17 protein-coding genes and 2 pseudogenes are annotated in these 17102 nt (G+C 73.7%); 8 read left to right on the forward strand and 11 right to left on the reverse strand.

Annotated elements, in window-relative coordinates:
* The first annotated feature begins 131 nt into the window (after window positions 1–131).
* On the forward strand, window positions 132–1292 hold the full coding sequence (locus tag AB0D08_RS29685) for an ROK family protein (RefSeq protein WP_033821429.1): 1161 nt from the start codon (window positions 132–134) through the stop codon (window positions 1290–1292).
* Window positions 1293–1387: 95 nt separating this feature from the next.
* Here AB0D08_RS29685 and AB0D08_RS29690 read toward each other — a convergent pair whose 3' ends face one another.
* Entirely contained in the window at window positions 1388–2176 is a 789-nt protein-coding gene (locus tag AB0D08_RS29690; protein ID WP_033821428.1) for a GntR family transcriptional regulator, read from the reverse strand.
* Window positions 2177–2409: 233 nt separating this feature from the next.
* Between AB0D08_RS29690 and AB0D08_RS29695 the strand changes: the two genes are divergently transcribed.
* Window positions 2410–3213, forward strand: a complete 804-nt coding sequence (locus AB0D08_RS29695) for an exodeoxyribonuclease III (protein ID WP_359893168.1) — start codon at window positions 2410–2412, stop codon at window positions 3211–3213.
* Between the two features lie 378 nt (window positions 3214–3591).
* Here the strand turns inward: AB0D08_RS29695 and AB0D08_RS29700 are convergent, their stop codons facing one another.
* Genes AB0D08_RS29700 through AB0D08_RS29715 form a run of 4 tightly spaced genes read right to left on the reverse strand, consistent with a single transcriptional unit; the run spans window position 3592 to window position 6331 of the window.
* Entirely contained in the window at window positions 3592–4080 is a 489-nt protein-coding gene (locus AB0D08_RS29700; protein ID WP_359893171.1) for a hypothetical protein, read from the reverse strand.
* A complete protein-coding gene (locus tag AB0D08_RS29705) occupies window positions 4077–4694 on the reverse strand; it encodes a phosphatase PAP2 family protein (protein WP_359893172.1) in 618 nt (205 codons plus the stop codon). The genes AB0D08_RS29700 and AB0D08_RS29705 overlap by 4 nt, the downstream gene beginning before the upstream one ends.
* The gene (locus AB0D08_RS29710) at window positions 4691–5338 is read right to left on the reverse strand and encodes a DedA family protein (RefSeq protein WP_033821408.1); all 648 of its coding nucleotides are present in this window, start codon (window positions 5336–5338) and stop codon (window positions 4691–4693) included. The genes AB0D08_RS29705 and AB0D08_RS29710 overlap by 4 nt, the downstream gene beginning before the upstream one ends.
* A 54-nt stretch (window positions 5339–5392) precedes the next feature.
* Window positions 5393–6331 carry an undecaprenyl-diphosphate phosphatase gene (locus AB0D08_RS29715; RefSeq protein ID WP_359893199.1) on the reverse strand — a complete coding sequence of 313 codons (939 nt, stop codon included), beginning with the start codon at window positions 6329–6331 and terminating at the stop codon, window positions 5393–5395.
* A gap of 42 nt (window positions 6332–6373) precedes the next feature.
* Here AB0D08_RS29715 and AB0D08_RS29720 point away from each other — a divergent pair, with 42 nt between their 5' ends.
* From AB0D08_RS29720 to AB0D08_RS29735, 4 genes and pseudogenes are all read left to right on the forward strand, one after another.
* Window positions 6374–6682: a hypothetical protein gene (locus tag AB0D08_RS29720; RefSeq protein ID WP_359893176.1), complete on the forward strand. Its 309-nt coding sequence runs from the start codon at window positions 6374–6376 to the stop codon at window positions 6680–6682.
* Between the two features lie 236 nt (window positions 6683–6918).
* Window positions 6919–10515: a DUF4132 domain-containing protein gene (locus AB0D08_RS29725; protein ID WP_359893179.1), complete on the forward strand. Its 3597-nt coding sequence runs from the start codon at window positions 6919–6921 to the stop codon at window positions 10513–10515.
* Between the two features lie 317 nt (window positions 10516–10832).
* A pseudogene (locus AB0D08_RS29730) lies at window positions 10833–10940 on the forward strand (hypothetical protein); the annotation flags it as partial.
* A 40-nt stretch (window positions 10941–10980) separates the two neighbouring features.
* Complete coding sequence (locus tag AB0D08_RS29735) at window positions 10981–11373, forward strand: hypothetical protein (RefSeq protein WP_359893182.1); 393 nt, start codon at window positions 10981–10983, stop codon at window positions 11371–11373.
* On the opposite strand, the gene AB0D08_RS29740 is transcribed toward AB0D08_RS29735, so the two are convergent.
* The 3 genes from AB0D08_RS29740 to AB0D08_RS29750 form a co-directional block, all read right to left on the reverse strand.
* Window positions 11340–12128, reverse strand: a complete 789-nt coding sequence (locus tag AB0D08_RS29740) for a hypothetical protein (RefSeq protein ID WP_359893185.1) — start codon at window positions 12126–12128, stop codon at window positions 11340–11342. The two genes, AB0D08_RS29735 and AB0D08_RS29740, sit on opposite strands and share 34 nt — an antisense overlap.
* Window positions 12129–12357: 229 nt before the next feature.
* Window positions 12358–13353, reverse strand: a complete 996-nt coding sequence (locus tag AB0D08_RS29745) for a peptidase (protein WP_359893188.1) — start codon at window positions 13351–13353, stop codon at window positions 12358–12360.
* A 40-nt stretch (window positions 13354–13393) separates the two neighbouring features.
* The gene (locus tag AB0D08_RS29750) at window positions 13394–14044 is read right to left on the reverse strand and encodes a hypothetical protein (RefSeq protein ID WP_359893190.1); all 651 of its coding nucleotides are present in this window, start codon (window positions 14042–14044) and stop codon (window positions 13394–13396) included.
* Between the two features lie 122 nt (window positions 14045–14166).
* Here AB0D08_RS29750 and AB0D08_RS29755 point away from each other — a divergent pair.
* Window positions 14167–14262, forward strand: a pseudogene (locus tag AB0D08_RS29755) (exodeoxyribonuclease III); the annotation flags it as partial.
* A gap of 25 nt (window positions 14263–14287) precedes the next feature.
* Here the strand turns inward: AB0D08_RS29755 and AB0D08_RS29760 are convergent.
* Window positions 14288–14788, reverse strand: coding sequence for a carboxymuconolactone decarboxylase family protein (locus AB0D08_RS29760; protein ID WP_033823745.1), 501 nt, complete (start codon window positions 14786–14788; stop codon window positions 14288–14290).
* Window positions 14789–14900: 112 nt separating this feature from the next.
* On the opposite strand from AB0D08_RS29760, the gene AB0D08_RS29765 reads away from it, so the two are divergent.
* The gene (locus AB0D08_RS29765; protein ID WP_359893193.1) at window positions 14901–15872 is read left to right on the forward strand and encodes a pirin family protein; all 972 of its coding nucleotides are present in this window, start codon (window positions 14901–14903) and stop codon (window positions 15870–15872) included.
* A gap of 37 nt (window positions 15873–15909) precedes the next feature.
* Here AB0D08_RS29765 and AB0D08_RS29770 read toward each other — a convergent pair whose 3' ends face one another.
* Entirely contained in the window at window positions 15910–16623 is a 714-nt protein-coding gene (locus AB0D08_RS29770; protein WP_359893195.1) for a YoaK family protein, read from the reverse strand.
* 28 nt (window positions 16624–16651) lie between these two features.
* Window positions 16652–17102 (reverse strand): amidohydrolase family protein (locus AB0D08_RS29775; RefSeq protein WP_359893198.1); only part of this gene is annotated, 451 nt, incomplete at its 5' end.

The following is a 17102-nucleotide window of genomic DNA, read 5'->3' on the forward strand; positions in this document are numbered from 1 at the left end:
CGTGCCGACGTGCCGTGCATGCCGGGGGCGGACTCCCGCGGCATCCCCGGCAGCGACACCACCGCACCGGGGCGGACCGCGCACTCGGCACCGCGCGCCAGGGCTGTCGCGCGAAGCGGAAGGGCAGCGACTTGGCGGATCGGCTCACCGGAGGGGACTCCTCGCTGCTGCGTCGGATCAACGCGGCGGTCACCCTGCGCGCGCTGCGGGACGGGCAGTCGGTGACGCTCACCCAGCTGGTCGGCGACACGGGCCTGTCCCGGCCGACGGTGGAGGGTGTGATCGAGGGGCTGCTCGAGGCCGGCCTGGTCGCCGAGGTCGAGCACAGCCAGGAGAGCGGCCGTCAGCGGGGCCGCCCGGCGCGCTGGTTCCGGTTCCGGGCCGAGGCCGGGCACGTGCTGGGCGTGGAGATCGGGGTGCACGACATCCGGATCGTGCTGGCCGACCTGGCGGGCGAGGTGCAGGGCACCCACGCCCGGCCGGTGGACGAGACGCTGGAGGCGGAGGAACGCCTCGGGCTGGTCCGCACGATGGTCGCCGAGGTGCTGCGCAAGGCCGGGATCTCCCGGGACAGCCTGTGGGCGGTGGCCGTCGGCACCCCCGGCATCGTCGACCGCGAGGGCACCGTGCAGCTCGGCACCGCGATGCCCGGCTGGACCGGGCTGGACATCGGGGCGCGGCTGCGCCGCTCGTTCCGCTGCCCGGTGGTGATCGAGAACGACGCCAACCTGGCCGCCATCGCGGAGCACTGGAAGGGCGCGGCGGTCGGCAAGGGCGACGTGGTGTTCGTGATGGCGGGGCTGAGCCCCGGCGCCGGGTCGCTGATCAACGGCCGGCTGCACCGCGGGTACGGCGGCGCGGCCGGCGAGATCGGCGCGCTGCACCTGCTCGGCCAGGAGGCCACCCCCGAGCGGCTGCTGTCCACCACCGGCAAGCCGCTGGATCCGCTGGACGAGGCCGCGGTGGCCCGGGTGCTGCGCCTCGCGCGCGAGGGCGACGAGGTGGCGCAGGTGGCCACCGACCGGTTCCTGCGGCGGCTGGTGCACGACGTGGCGGCGCTGGTGCTGGCGCTGGATCCGCAGCTGGTGGTGGTCGGCGGGTGGGCGGCCGGGCTGGACGGGGTGCTGGAGCCGCTGCGCGAGCAGCTGGCGCTGTTCACCCTGCGGGCGCCCGAGGTGGCGCCGGCCGCGCTCGGCTCGGAGGTGGTGGCGATGGGGGCGCTGCGGGTGGCGCTGGACCACGTCGAGGAGCAGCTGTTCGCCGTCGACCCGCCGGCCGGCCAGGGCCGCTGACCCGCTGCCGCCGAGCCGGGCTCGTGTGCCCGGGGTACGACGGCGCCCCGTCCCGGAACAGTCCGGGGCGGGGCGCGGCGGTTGGCAGCGACGGGTCAGGAGGCGGAGCGGACCGGGGTCTCCGACTGGACCGGGGTGACCTCGACCAGGCCGGTCTCGCCGAAGGTGAGCTTGCAGGTGTCGGCACGGTAGGTGGAGACGGCCAGCGCGACCAGCCGGCCGCCGGCCGCGTACTGGGTGGTGACCACCAGCACCGGGGTGCCCGGCGGGCGCTCCAGCAGTGCGGCCTGCTCGGCCTCGGCCACGCCCAGCTCGACCGAGCGGGACTCGCCGTCGACCCCGAGCCGCTCCAGCTGGCGCAGCACCGAACGGGCCCGGTCGGCCTCGCCGGTGGCGCCGACCAGGTGCGGCAGCGCGGGCAGGCGCGGCACCGCGGAGTCCGGCACGTGCAGGGACTCGGTGGCAACGGCCACGCCCTGGAGCATCCGCACCCGGCGCACGGTGTGTACGAGCGCGCCCTCGGCGACACCGAGCGCGGCGGCCAGCTGGGCGGGCGCGGGGGCGCTCGCGCAGTCGATGACGCGCCAGGACTGGGTGCGAGCGGTGCCGGGCCAGCCCTCCTCGCTGCTGTTGACCGGGACGGCGGCCCGCGGGGCGGCGATCAGGGTGCCGATGCCACGGCGGCGGACCAGCCGGCCCTCCAGCTCCAGCTGGTCGAGGGCCTGGCGCAGGGTGGCCCGGGCCACGCCGAAGCGGGCCGCGAGCTCGCGCTCGTTGGGCAGGATCTGGCCGGTGGAGAACTCGGCGTCGATGGTGCGGACCAGCACCGTGCGAAGGTGCCAGTACTTCGGCTCCGGCACCGCCGCGAGCTGTCCTTGAGCCACCGCTTGAGCCACCGTGTCCTCCACCCTGAAGGAGTGCCGCCCTGGCCTCCCCGGTGTTTCGGCAGGTGGGGAGGGCGGGCTTTATCCGTCCTTCTTTATTAAAGGTCTTTGCAGTAAGTGACCCTAGGGCTTGCCGCGCGAGATGGTCAAGACCAATGACGGGGGCCTGCGGGCGGCCGTCCGCACCCCGGAAGGGGCCCGGGTCGTTCGCGTCGGTCCGGTACCCTCGCGGGGTGATCGTGGTATCGACAGTGAACGTGAACGGGATCCGGGCCGCCGCCAAGAAGGGTCTGGTCGAGTGGCTGGCCGCCACCAAGGCCGAGGTGGTGTGCCTCCAGGAGGTCCGGGCCGAGCCCGGGCAGATCCCCGCCGAGGTGCTGGAGCTCGAGGGCTGGCACGCGGTGTGGGCGCCGGCCGCCGCCAAGGGCCGGGCGGGGGTCGCCGTGCTCTCGCGGCGCGTCCCGGAGCAGACCGTGATCGGATTCGGCTCCGAGGAGTTCGACAACTCGGGCAGGTACGCCCGGATCGACCTGCCTGGGCTGACCGTCGCCAGCCTCTACCTCCCGTCCGGCGAGGTCGGCACCGAACGCCAGGACGAGAAGGAACGCTTCATGGCGGAGTTCATCGTCCACCTCGCCCAGCTGCGGGCCGACGCCGCCGCCGAGGGGCGCGAGGTGCTGGTCTGCGGCGACTGGAACATCGCCCACCGCGAGGACGACCTCAAGAACTGGAAGACCAACCAGAAGAACGCCGGCTTCCTTCCCGAGGAGCGCGCCTGGCTGACCCGGGTCCTCGACGAGACCGGCTACGTCGACGTGGTCCGCGCCCTCCACCCCGACCAGCCCGGCCCGTACTCCTGGTGGTCCTACCGCGGCCGCGCCTTCGACAACGACGCCGGCTGGCGCATCGACTACCAGATGGCCACCCCGGGCCTGGCCGCCATGGCCGCCGAGGCCCACGTCGAACGCGCCGCCACCCACCCCGAGCGCTGGTCAGACCACGCACCGGTCACGGTGGCCTACGACCGCAAGGTCTGACCCGGGCCGAGGCGGACACCGAGCGCACCGTCCAATCCGCCGACCGCGAGGCCCAGCAGATCTGGGTGCAGGCCGACACCCTCACACCGCCGAGGCCCTTTAGCAGATCCGTGAGGCCGAGGCTGCCGCCGCCGCGGAAGGGTCCGCACTGCGTGGCGCCAAGGCCAGGAGAAGGTCCCCGCGGTTCTGCGAACGACCGTGCTGGCCGCGGGAACCGCCCACACCGCCCAGGGCGAGCACCGGCTCGCAGCGATGGCCGGGGCCAACGGCCCGCCCGCCTGGGTACTCGCCGCTGCCCGCAGCAACGAGGCCGACGAGCCGACGCCCGAGCGCACCGTCGCCGCCGCGTGGCCGATGGCTGCGCCGCGTGGCCCGGCGTCAGGGAGTGGGCCCGGCCGTGCGGGGTTCCGCCCTCGGGGGCTCGGCGGTGGTCGTGGCGGGCTTGCGGAAGAAGAAGTACGCGGCGAGGGCGAGCAGTCCGGCACAGGTGGCGGCGGTGAAGGCGTGGCCGAAGGGGAAGGCGAACCCGGAGGGGGTGAACGCCCAGTCCGCAGCGGGCGGGCGCGGCCTTCCGAGGCCGTGCATCAGGGTCTGCCGCAGCAGCTGGCCCGCCACCAGCCAGAGCACGGGAGCGAGCAGCAGTGCGGCCGCGGCCCATCCGGAGCGGTGGGGTCGGTGAGCGCGGACGAGCACGACGCCGGCCGCGAGCGCGATCAGGTACGGGAAGGCGCCGGTGCCGAGCGAGGTGACGGCCTCGGCGGTGGTGACCGCGGCGGACGGCCGGTGGTTCGCGTCGAGCACCACGGCGATGCCGGCGAACGCCACGGCGCAGGCCGCGATCCAGGGCGCCGACTGCCGTGCGGTCATACGGTCAGCCATCGGCGCAGCCGCCCATCGCGGGCCCGTTCCACCAGCGGTGCGGCGCGGCCGGCGAGCAGGCCGAGGCCGTACCCGGCGGCGAGGCCGACCGCCGCGCCGAGGGCGACGTCGTGCGGGTAGTGGACGCCGACCAGCACCCGCGAGACCCCCATCGCGAGCGCGAGCAGCAGGGCGGGCCCGCCGAGCCGGCGATCGACCTGCCACAGCACGGCGGCTGCGGCGAAGACGATGACGGTGTGGTTGCTGGGCAGCGACCAGTCCCCGGCGGCGGGGCACGCCTCGAGGGTGCGCCCGGCGTCCAGCACCTGGCACGGGCGGGGCTCGCGCAGCACGGACTTGAGGAGGGTGTCGGCGGCGAACGCGACGACGACCACCAGCGGCGCGGCGAGCGCCCGGGCGACCGCCGTGCTGTCGGTACGCCGGGCGCGCCACCAGCCGAGGAGCATCAGCACGGCGGCCAGGGCCAGGCCGTAGGCGGAGAACGCGGCGACGGCGTGCTGCACCGGCACCGGGAGGTGCTGGGCCCACTGGTCGATGCGCTGGTACAGGCCGCCGTCGATCGGGCGGCCGTCGAGCGCGAGCGTGGTCGTGGGGCCGCTCAACGGGCCTTCGCCTGTCGACGGGAGCGCAGCATCTCCAGGACCAGCGGCAGCAGCGACACCACGACCACGACGGCGACGATCGGCAGCAGGTAGTGGTCGACGTTCGGGATCGAGGAGCCGAGCGCGTACCCGGCCATGACCAGGCCGACCGTCCACGCCAGCCCGCCCACCACCTGCCACAGGGTGAAGGTGCGGACCTTGACGCCGAGCGCACCGGCCAGCGGGTTGAGCACGGTGCGCACGACCGGGACGAAGCGGGCGAGGACGATGGCCTTGCCGTGGCCGTAGCGGGTGAGGATCTCCTCGGCGCGCTCCGCGCCGTCGTGCAGGTGTCTGTTGCGGGAGCGGGCGAGCAGGGCGGGGCCGCCGCGGCGCCCGATCAGGTATCCGGTCTGCGCGCCGGCGAGGGCGCCGACCACGGCGGCCGCGAGGACCTGGCCGAGGTTCAGGTGGGGGCCGCTGTGGGCGCCGGTGGTGCACAGCAGGCCGGCGGTGAACAGCAGCGAGTCGCCGGGGAGGAAGAAGCCGACGAGCAGGCCGGTCTCCGCGAACATGATCACAGCGATGCCCAGCGCGCCGAACGCGGCCAGCAGTGAGCCGGCGTCCAGTGGGTTGACGGCCAGCAGGGCCGAGGAGGTGAGCATCGTCCGGTGCCTTTCCGAGTGGAGCCGCCGGCCGACGGCATCGTGTCCGAACAGTCATGTCCAGCATGGCCGAGCGGCGCTGAAGGGTTCCTGAAGACCTGAAGGTGTCTTCAGGAACCACTCGCGACGGCCCTGCCCGGGGTGGGGCGGCTGGTGGACCGCGCCCGCGTTCGGGGCCAGCACCCCGGCGGTGACCAGGCCGATGATCAGGACTCCCAGCAGGATGCGGTAGATCACGAACGGCAAGAAGCTGTGGTGGGAGATGTACTTCAGGAACCAGGCGATGGCCGCGTAGCCGACCGCGAAGGCGATCAGCGTGGCGAGGATCGTCGGTCCCCAGGCGGGCGCCGGGCCCTCGCCTATCTTGAAGAGCTCCAGGATTCCGGACGCCAGCACGGCGGGGACGGCGAGGAGAAAGGAGTAGCGGGCGGCGGCCTCGCGGCTGTAGCCGAGGAAGAGGCCCGCGCTGATCGTGCCGCCCGAACGGGAGACGCCCGGGATCAGCGCCAGCGACTGGGCCGCGCCGTAGACCAGTGCGTGCGGGAAGGTCAGCGAGTCGATCCCGCGGGCGCCGCGGATCGCGCGTGTGCGGTCCGCCACCGCCAGGATCACGCCGAAGAGGATCAGTGTGGTGCCGATGATCCGCAGGTCGCGCAGCTGGGTCTCGATCGTGGTCTGGAACAGCTTCCCGAGGATCGCGATCGGGAGCGTGCCGACGATCACGAACCAGCCCATCCGGGCGTTCCGGTCGCGGCGCAGCGCCGGCGTCCACAGGGAGCGGATCCAGGTGGAGACGATCGCGGCGATGTCCCGGCGGAAGTAGATCAGGACCGCGGACTCGGTGCCGAGCTGGGTGACCGCGGTGAAGGCGGCACCGGGGTCGTCCCAGCCCAGCAGTGCGGAGAAGACCCGCAGGTGGGCGCTGGAGGATACCGGCAGGAACTCGGTGAGCCCCTGGATCAGGCCGAGCACGGCCGCATGGAACCAGTCGATCACCGGACACCCGCCACGCGTGTCCGTCGTTCGCTTCGCATCGTGTCTTCCTGTTCCGCTCGGAGGGCGACGTCTTCGTTCCCGCCCGCCGAGGTCGCGAAGTTCCGCACGATCACCGCGGACACCCTCGCCAAGCTGAACTCCGGCGACCAGGCGGCCGCAACCGCCCGGATCACCGACCTCGAGAAGGCCTGGGACGACGACCAGCCCACCCTGCAACCCACGAACCAGCAGGCCTGGACCCTCCTCGACGGCGAAATCGACCGGGCCCTCAAGGCGCTGCGCGCGTCGAAGCCGGACAAGGCAGCCGAGGTCAAGGCGCTCAACACGCTCCTCACCGCCCTGGGCTGATCTTCTTCGGGCGGCGCATCAGCACCGGTGCCCGTGGCCCACGACCGCGAGGTCCGACCCGACCGGACCGGCGGCCGCGCCCGGTGCGCAGAGTCACCGCCCGACGCCGCGCGCGGGAGCTCCCCCGCGTGGCTCCGACCAGCGCCCACGAGTGCCGGGCGCCTGCCGGGTGGTCTGTCGGTGGGCCTCGCTACTGTTCCTCACCTGATCACCTGTGCGAGGAGAGGGGCGGGGCTGTGCGGCGCTGGGAGTTCGTCGAGGGCGGCTCGGACAAGTTCTGGGAGGCCGCGGTCGACGGTGCCGTGGTGACCGTGCGCTACGGCCGGTGCGGCACCGACGGGCGGGAGCAGAGCAAGGAGTTCCCGACCGCGGAGGGGGCGCAGGCGCACTTCGCCAGGACGGTCGCCGAGAAGGAGCGCAAGGGCTACCGCGAGACCGGCGCCGATGCGGCCCCCGTCCCGCAGCCCGCCACCGCCCCCGAGCCGGTGGACGCCCCGGTCGACGAGGACACCTTCGTGCTGCCGGACGCCTGGCGCCGGGCGCTGATCCCCCGGCGCGGTGGCGTGCCCCGCCCGACGACCGCGCCCGCCGGGACCGCGCCGGAGAAGTTCCGCGCCACCGCGGCGGAGCAGGCGGCGTGGGTGGAGCAGGCGATGGCCTCTCCGCAGAGCGAGGCCCACCTGGTCGGGGCCGCCCGGTCGTACCTGGACGGCGGCGCCGACCCGATCGGTGCCGCCGTGGTGGCGGCGCTGGTCGCCGACTCGGCGGAGGGGTACCGCCGGGCGGTGGACGCCTGGGTGGTGGAGCACGGCCTGCCGTTCGCGGCGACAGCGGTCGTCGAACTGCTGCACACCGCCGTGACCTGGGACTCGTCCGGTTCGCGGCGGGTCAATCCGCGGCTCGGGAAGGTCAAGCAGCGGTACCGGACCTCCGTGACGTACCGTCCGGCTGCGGACCGGGTCCGCGTCCTGCTGGCCGGGTGCGAGGCGGACGTCCACCACGAGGTCGTCGAGGCCTTGGCCGCCTGCCGGACCGACATGGACCGGAAGGTGGTGGTGTCCTACCTGGTGCCCTCCGAGCACGACTGGGCCGCCGAGTGCTGCTCGTGGGGCAGCCGCCTGGGCTCGGACGCGTGGTCGATGCTGCTGTGTTCGCTCTCCTCGGCCGAGCCGCTCGAGGCGCTGGCCGGCCTCCCGGGCCTCGGCTGGGACGGCTGGTCGGCGGAGGTCATCGCCACCGTCGCGGAAGGGCTCGGCGGCTACACCGCGGCACTGCTGCTGCACGCCCTGGACAAGGACTACCTGTACAGCGACCGGCGCAAGTCCCTGCTGGTCGCGCTCGCCGAGCTGCCGTCGGACGAGGCATTCCGTGGTCTGCTGGCCCATCAGGCCCAGGACAAGGCGGCCCGCAGCGCGCTGGTGGCGGCCATGCGCCGGTTCCCCCGGCGGGCGGTGCGCCTCCTCGCGGAGGCGGCGGCCGCCCCCGCCGCGCCGGCCGCGGTCCGTCAGCTGCTCGCCTCCCATGTCGCCGCCCACCGCGCGGCCGCGCTCGAGCTGCTGCCGGCGCTGACGCCGGAGCAGGCGGCCGTGGTGGAGCCGCTCACCGAGGTCGGCGAGCGGGTGCCGGAGGTCGCCGCCGACGCGCTGCCCGAGCTGCTCACCAGCCCGCCGTGGACCCGGCCGCGCTCCACCGCCAAGCCCCGCGTCCTGGCCGGCCTCGGCGCCCCGGACGGGCCTCGGTTGAGCTGGCTGCCGGGCGAGCGGGAGGCGTGGGCGGTCTCGGAGTCCTGGTACGCGCGCTGGTCGGACGGCGACTGGCAGCGGATCGCCGACACCGTCCGGGCGGCGAACGGCCGGTCCGGGGCGGGTCGTGGCTCCAACAGGCACGAGGAGGTGGGGCTGTTCGCGTACGGCGACGAGGAGCTGGGCCGGCCGCTGATCGCGCAGTGGCGCGGCGGTGAGTACATCTGGGAGGCCACCGGCGCGTTGCGCCGGGTCGCCGCCCGCTTCGGAACGGACGCGCTGGAGCCGATGCTGGCCGCCGCGCTGCACAACCCGGCCGCCCACGCGTCCCTGCTGCTGCCGTACCTGGACGTCCGGGTGGCCGGGACGATGGCGGACTGGCTGGTGCGGCTCAAGTCGGCCGGGGATACCGCCCGTTCCTGGTTCGTCCGGCACGGGCCGGACGCGGCCCGGCTGCTGGTTCCCGCCGCGGTCGGCAAGGCCGGCGTGGCCCGGCGCAACGCCGAGCACGCCCTGCGCCTGATCAGTGGCGCGCACGGCGCGCCGGCGGTGTGCGCGGTGGCCGGGGAGTACGGGCCGCAGGCGGCGGAGGTGGTGGGCGCGCTGCTGTCCGCCGATCCGCTGGTGAACGTGCTGCCCGCGAAGCTGCCCCGGCCGGGCGACTGGGCGGAACCGATGATGCTGCCGCAGCTGCTGGTGCGCGGCGGCGGGGGCGCGCTGCCCGCCGAGTCGGTGCGGCACCTGCTCACCATGCTCGCGCTGTCCAAGCCCGGCGCGTTCTACCCGGGTCTCGACCAGGTGGCGCAGGTGTGCGAGCCCCGGTCGCTGACGGAGTTCGGCTGGGCCGTGTTCGAGCAGTGGCGGCTGGCCGGCATGCCGCCCGAGGACGGGTGGGCGCTGCACGCGCTCGGCCGGCTGGGCGACGACGGGACGGTCCGGCTGCTGACGCCGGTGCTCCGGGCGTGGCCGGGCGAGGGGGCGCACCACCGCGCGGTGGACGGCCTGGAGGTGCTGGCCGCGATCGGCAGCGACGTGGCGCTGCTGCACCTGCACGGCATCGCGCAGCGGGTGAGGTTCAAGGCGCTCAAGGCGCGGGCGCAGGAGAAGATCGCCGAGGTGGCGGCCGGTCTCGGCCTGTCCGGCGAGCAGTTGTCGGACCGTCTGGTGCCGGACTTCGGGCTGGACGCCGACGGGACCACCGTCGTCGACTACGGCACCCGGACCTTCACGGTGGGCTTCGACGAGCAGCTCAAGCCGTTCGTGCTGGATTCGGACGGCGTGCGCCGCAAGGACCTGCCGTCCCCCGGGGCGCGGGACGACGCCGAGCTGGCACCGGCCGGGCGCAAGCGCTTCGCCACGCTGAAGAAGGACGTCCGCACGGTGGCCGGGGACCAGATCCGGCGGCTGGAGGACGCGATGGTCACCCGGCGGTCTTGGACGGCCGAGGAGTTCGGGCAGCTGTTCGTCGGCCATCCGCTGCTGTGGCACCTGGTGCGCCGGCTGGTGTGGCTGGCCGAGGCGGACGGCACGTCGACGGCGTTCCGGGTCGCCGAGGACCGCACCCTGACGGACGTCGAGGACGGGCTGTTCGTGCTGCCCGACTCGGCGACCGTCCGGCTGGCCCATCCGCTGCTGCTCGGCGACGACCTGGCCGCCTGGTCGGAGCTGTTCGCCGACTACGAGATCCTGCAGCCGTTCCGTCAGCTCGGCCGCCCGGTGTACGCGCTGGGCGACGAGGAGCGGGCGGGCCACCGGCTGACCCGCTTCGAGAACGGTCCGATGCTGCCGACCGCCCGGCTGGTCGGCATGGAGCGGCGCGGCTGGCGGCGCGGCGAGCCGCAGGACGCGGGCGTGGAGCGCTGGCTGTCCCGCCGGGTCGGACCCGACCGGTACGTGGTGCTCGCCCCGGAGCACGGCATCGCGGTCGGCATGCACGACGTGTACCCCGAGCAGCGGGTGGAGACGGTCTGGCTCGACGTCCGCCCGGGCGACTACTGGACCCACAACCGGACCTTCCCGACCTTCGCCGAACTCGACCCGGTGACCGCCTCCGAGGTGATCGCCGACCTCACCGAGCTGACCGCGCTGTGACCCCTCGCCACCTCACCGACGACCACCAGGGAAAGGCCGCCGTGACCACGAGCACCACCGAGGAGCAGCTCCAGCGGCCGCCCGCCGAGGTCCGGTACGCCGAGGAACTGGCGGCGCTGCGCGCCGAGGACCGCGACCACCACCAGCCGGGCTGAGAGCTGAGCCTGCGCGCGGCCCGCCGGTTCATCGTCGGTGACGGGACGGCCGGCATCGCCCGCAAGGTCGTCGGCGACCCGGCCCTGGTCGAGCGCGCGTTGGTGACCCTGGCCACCAACCGCGGCCTGCTGCTGGTCGGTGAGCCGGGCACCGCGAAGTCCATGCTGTCGGAGCTGATCGCGGCGGCGGTCAGCGGCACGTACCGGCTGACCGTGCAGGGCGGCGTGGCGACCATCGAGGACCAGATCAAGTACTCGTGGAACTACGCCCTGCTCGTCTCGGAGGAGCTGGTGCCCGCGCCGATGCTGCGTGGCATGGCCGAGGGCCGGGGCGGTCCAGTTCGAGGAGATCACCCGCTGCCCGCTGGAGGTGCAGGACTACGTCCACCAGGACGGCACCGCCGCCCAGCAGGCCCTCGCCGCCACCGGCCGGACCTCGAACCGCCGGGTCACCCGGATCGGCGACCTGCCGAGCGAGCCGAACCGGTGGCGGTGGACCCGGCTGCAGCCGGGAACCGTCCACCGGCCGCCGAGACGACACGAGCACACGATCGCAGCCGACTTGACGGACTGCCAGGCCAGCACGCCGGCAGGGCGGGAGGTGGTGGAGGTCCGCGGCAGAGACGGAGGACCTCCACCACCTCCCGCTACGTCCGCACGGGCCGAGTGCTACCAGTGGTCGTGGCCATCGCAGTGGTCATGATGCCCGTCGTGGCCGGCGTGCCCGTCGTCGTCGTGCCCGTCGTCGTGCCCGTGGCGCTCGATCGTGGTGGGGTCGGTGGCGGTGCGGGTGGTGCTGTCACCGCCTCCGGTGACGGTAGCGGTGTTGGTGACCCGCTCACGGGCGTGGCAGGAGACATCGACCTTCAGGGTGATGGGTGGGTAGCTGTGCCCGGCAGGCAGGATGTCGCTGCGCGTACAGGTGAGGGTGGCCGGAACGCAGTTCCATCCCGCGCCGTCGATCCCGTCGGCCCGAAGACCTTCGGGGAGGAGGTCGTGGACGGTGACCGTGGTGCCATTGGTGGGGCTGGCCGTCGCGAGGTTACCCACAGTGATGGTGTAGACGCCGTCCTCGCCGCTGACGAAGGGGTCCGTGTGCCTCTTGGCGATGGTCAGGCTGACCGGGACGACCGTGAACGCGAGGCTGGTACTGCCGCTGCTGCCGGCTCTGGCGGCGCGGTCGGTGCCGGCGGGGCCAGTGGTGCCACCGGGTTCGGTGAGGCCGATGGCGATCAGGGGCTCGACCACCGGCGTCGCCGCGTAGCCGACCTGGACGACGCGGGTGGGTTGAAGCGTGGCGGTCCAGGTTGTGGCCAGGACGATCAGCAGGACGGCCAGCCCGGTCAGCGTGACCGCCCCCGCCCTCCGGGCCCGGGCCCTCAGCCGCGATCGCCACGTGCCGCCCGTACCTCCCGTGCCGCGACTTGCTCCGGCCCGCCCTCTCCCATGTCCGAACATCGACATCTCCGCTTCCAACCGTCGATACCAAGCCGTGGAAACTCATAGTGGCATGAACATGACTTTCAGCACCCGTGCGGCAGGGGGCGGGCGAGAGGTGTGCCGACGTCGGCGCCCCGGCGAGGACGACGCCGGCGCAGAAGGAGCGGTGACACGCTCGACGAGGACCGTCATACGTCGCTCAAGGAGCAGATCGGCCGACGGCGAGGGCGGGTCATGGTCGGAGTGGTCATCGACGGCGCCGGAAGAACCTGGAGAGCAGAAGGCAGAGAGCGGCGAGGGCGAGGGCTGAGAGCCAGGCCACCACCGAGGTGGGGAAGTCCCCTTGCAGGGAGACCGACGCGGCGTCCGCTCCGACGCTGCCGGGGGTCGACGGGAAGGTGATGATGGCCCGGGTGGTGCGCTCGACCAGGCCGCTTCTGAGCGTGAGCTCCCCGGTCCACGGGCCGTTCGGCAGCGTTGCGTCCAGCGGGACGACCACCTCCCCGCTGTCGCCGGGAGCCAGTGTGGCGCCCGTCCTGCCGGTCGAGAACGGTCCGGTGTGCGGTCCACCCGGCCCGTCGAGGAGGGACAGTGCCCCGCTGATGTCCAGGGCGCGACCCCCCGTGTTGTGGATCCGGGCGCGAACCTCTCCCCGCCCGTCGCGGGCTCGGGCCGGATAGAGCCGTTCGATCGTGAAGTCCGAGGGTGGCTCGTCACCGGGACCGACGTCGATGTACATGCGCACGCCCACCCGGCCCAGCACCGTCAGAGTGAGCGAGCGATCCGTGGGGGCGACCGGCTGCGCCCAGATGACGCCGTACCGCTCCCCGGCGGCCGCGTCCCCGGGCACTCGAACGGTGGTGCGCACCCGCGCCGTTTCGGAGGCCGCCAGCTCGAGGTCCGCCGCATCGAACGATGTCCAGCCGGTCAGCTCGTCGGGGGTGCGCTCCGGCGCGAAGGTGAACTCACCCTTGGCGATGCCGGCTGCCGCGGCGTAGACCTTGACGTGCATCGGTGTGGACGACCTGTTGGTGATCTCCACCCGCCGTTCGATGGTCGAGCCGGGGGCGAGGTGGTCGATGATGTAGGCATGCGCTCTGGGATCGGCGCGGCGGTTCTCCGGAGCGTCGAGAAGCTTGATGGCGATGGTCCTGCCCGCAGCCGGGTCCTGGGGGGAATTCGCTGCGGGTGCCTCCTGCCCCGCCGCCGGCATCACCCCGGCGGCCTGCACGAAGGCCAGCATCAGCAGGAGAACCCAGTACCGGCGCGCGCCTTTCGTTCCGTCAGGCAACGGATTGGGTCAGCGTTCCGGTGTAGGTTCCGCCGACGGCGCCGGCGGGCACGTTCACGGCGACTGTCGGGTTCCACGTCGCGGTGTTGTCTCCGACGCCGGCGCTCCCGGTGAGTACTGTCTGCGCGGAGTTGCTCAGCGTCACGTCCGTCGTGGTGATGGTGATGGTGCCGGTCGTCGTCACCGTCCCGACCGAGTAGGTGCCGTCGGCGGCGGGAATCGTCGACGGACCGTTCACGAAGTCCGTCTCCGCCGCGGTCACCGTCCAGGAGGCCGAAAGGAGGGCGCGGTCGTCGGTGACGGTACAGGGGCCGATCGCCCCGCTGATCGTGGCGCCGGGCGCTCCCGAGCCCAGGCTGACGCTGGCCGGGACCGACATCGACAATGCGCCGGACGTGACGGTGAACGTGACCGTGGTGCTGGGGTCGCCGTCCGCGGCGGCGAGGCCTGGCTGGACCAGGCCGAGAATGGCGGCTGCGGCCGCGACATAGAGGCTTCGTGCACGCATGATGGCTCCCGGAACGGCCGCCAGAGGACATTCTGGCCGACGGCGGACATGCTGGCTGACGCGCCCCAGACAATCCGGCGCAACCTGTCCACACAAGGCGACGCGCGCCGCGTTCCGCCATACGAATGGCCACATCTCAACCGGAGCGAAGCCCGGCCCGCCCCACCGGCACCCTCGGCCGCCTGACGGCGCGTCCGCAGATCGCAGACGCGGCACCGGACGTCTTCGACCTCGAACCGCTGCCCGTGGAGCACCCCTTGGCCGCCATGGCCGCCGAGGCCCACGTCGAACGCGCCGCCACCCACCCCGAACGCTGGTCCGACTGCGCACCGGTCACCGTGGCCTACGACCGCAAGGTCGGACCCGGGGCGGGGCGCGTCACCCCTCCCGCTGCGCCGGGGCCGGCCGGACCGGGTGCTTGCTCAGGATGGACACGCGGTTGAAGGCGTTGATGGCGATGGCCACCCAGACCACGGCCGAGATCTGATCGTCCGTCAGGGCCTCGCGGGCGGCCGCGTAGGCGCTCTCCTGCACGGCCGCGTCCGACGGGTCGGTGGTGGCCTCCGCGAGGGCCAGGGCGGCACGCTCCTGTGGGGTGAACAACTCGGTGTCGCGCCATGCCGCCAGGACACCCAGGCGCTGCGCGGTGTCGCCCGCCTGCAGCGCGGCCCTGGTGTGCAGGCTCAGGCAGTAGGCGCAGCCGTTGATCTGGGACACGCGCAGGTTGACCAGTTCCACCAGCCTGCGGTCCAGCCCGGCGTCCGCCGCGACGGCGCGGACCGCCTCGGCGGTCGCCAGCATCGCGCGGTACGCCTGGGGGCTCTGCTTGTCGATGAACACCCGCCGCTGCGCCGGGGCCTGCGCCACCACACTGGTCACAACACTCACGTGAACTCCTCCGGCAGATCCGCTGTCGCCCGCCACTACGCCATGGCATAGTAGTTGAATGTAGAACCATTTTACCAGTGGCAGAAGTGGGAGCGTACCCAGCGTGAGCACCATCGAGACCGACCCCGCCGGAACGGCCGGAACCCGGGCACCGCGGGTGGAGCTGCTGCCCGCACGGGACGTCCCGCTCGGCGGCCCGAGGGCGATGACGGTACGGCGCACCCTCCCGCAGCGGGCCCGGACGCTGATCGGCGCCTGGTGCTTCGTCGACCACTACGGGCCCGACGACGTCGCCGTCAGCGGCGGGATGGACGTCGCCCCGCACCCCCACACCGGACTGCAGACGGTGAGCTGGCTGTTCAGCGGCGAGATCGAGCACCGGGACAGCCTCGGCGTCCACGCCTTCGTCCGGCCGGGCGAGTTGAACCTGATGACCGGCGGCCACGGCATCAGCCACTCCGAGGTGTCGACGCCCGGCACCACCGTCCTGCACGGCGTCCAGCTCTGGGTGGCACTTCCGGAACAGCACCGGCACACCGCCCGCGACTTCCACCACCACGTGCCGCGGCCCGTCCCGCTGGACGGCGGCGAGGCCCGGGTGTTCCTCGGCTCCCTCGCGGGCGACACCTCCCCCGTCCCCACCTTCACCCCCCTGCTCGGCGCCGAGCTCACCCTCCGCCCCCACGGGACCACCACGCTCGCCGTCGACCCCTCGTTCGAACACGGCCTGCTCGTCGACCACGGGGACGTCCGAATCGCGGACACCCCGCTGCGCCCCGCCGAACTCGGTTACCTCGCCCCCGGGTCCACCACCCTGACCCTCACCAACACCGGCGACACGACAGCCCGGGCCATCCTGATCGGCGGTCCGCCCTTCGAGGAGCGGATCGTGATGTGGTGGAACTTCATCGGCCGCGACCACCAGGACATCGCCGAGGCCCGGGAGGAGTGGCAGGCCGGCTCCGACCGCTTCGGCAGCGTCGCCGGCTACCCCGGGAACCGCCTCCCGGCGCCCGTCCTGCCCGGCGCCACCCTCACCCCGCGCGGCAACCCCCCGGTGCCGCGGTCCGGCTGAGGAGGCACCGGGCCGCCCTCCCCGGCGGGCCGGCGCCTCACTCCCGGTACAGCAGCACGGTGGCGCCGGCCAGCACCGCGCCGGCCACCAGCGCCCAGGCGGTCTGCCCGTGCAGCACCAGGACCGCACCCGGTGCGGCGCCCGCCAGCATGGTGGCCACCGCGAGGATCCGGCGCCGCTGGCGCGGCGCGGCGCCGCCGGCCGGGCGGGAGTCGGCCGCCAGGCCGGTCAGGGTGAGGGTGAGCACGGTGGTGGTCAGATCGGGCACGCCGAGGCCGCGCACGGCGCCGTTGCGGATCCCCATCGCGACGGCCAGCAGGGCGATGACCGCGTACTGCACCGATCCGGTCACGCCCCACGCGAAGACGACGGCCGCGGCCGCACCGTGCAGCGCGACCTCCAGCAGCAGGGCCGTACGCAGCCAGCGGTCGCGGCGCGGGGCGGCGCTCCGGGCGACGAGCCGCCCGGCCAGTCCCGCGCCGAGCAGGAAGGCGGCGAGGGAGGTCACCGAGCCCGTGACGGAGAACCCGGGCGCCCCGGCCAGGGCGAAGGCGATGACGACGACGTTGCCGGTCATGTTCGCCGTGAAGACGTGCCCGAGGCCGAGGTAGCTCACGGCGTCGATCAGGCCGCTGACGGCGGTCAGCGCGAACAGGGCCAGCGCCAGCGGATGGCGGTCGTGGACCTGTGTCCCGGGAAGCGGCGGCTCCGGCCGTCCGGCGGCGCCCGGGTCGATTGCGGGTGTGGTCACCACGCCTCCTCTCGAAAGTGGCGGATCGTCAGAAGAAGCACGGGTCCAGTGGCGCCGGGCCCTGGCCCGGAGGGACGAGGCCGCGGGCTTCGCGCCAGGCCAGCTGCTCACCGGAGGCCACGGCGGCCTCCGTGACGCGCTCGGCCTGGTGGACACCGGCCGGGCCGGGGGCGGGGGTGGCGTGGTAGCCGCCGAACCGCGCGACCGGGCTCCACGCCGGTGTCACCGACGGCAGGTCGGGGGCCAGCCCCTGGTGCTCCTGGGCGCCGTGGACGATCCGGCCGCCGACCACCGTGAGGACGGACTCGATGTGCGGGATGTCCGCCTCGGGCACGGTGAAGTAGTCGGCGCTGAGCACCGCGAGGTCCGCGTAACTCCCGACCGTGAGCCGTCCCTTGACCGCTTCCTCGCCGGTGAGGCGGGCGCCGCCCAGGGTGTACAGCTCCAGGGCCTGCTCGCGGTCGAGCCGGTTGTGGTCG

Source organism: Kitasatospora sp. NPDC048540, from assembly GCF_040651175.1.
GTDB lineage: Bacteria > Actinomycetota > Actinomycetes > Streptomycetales > Streptomycetaceae > Kitasatospora.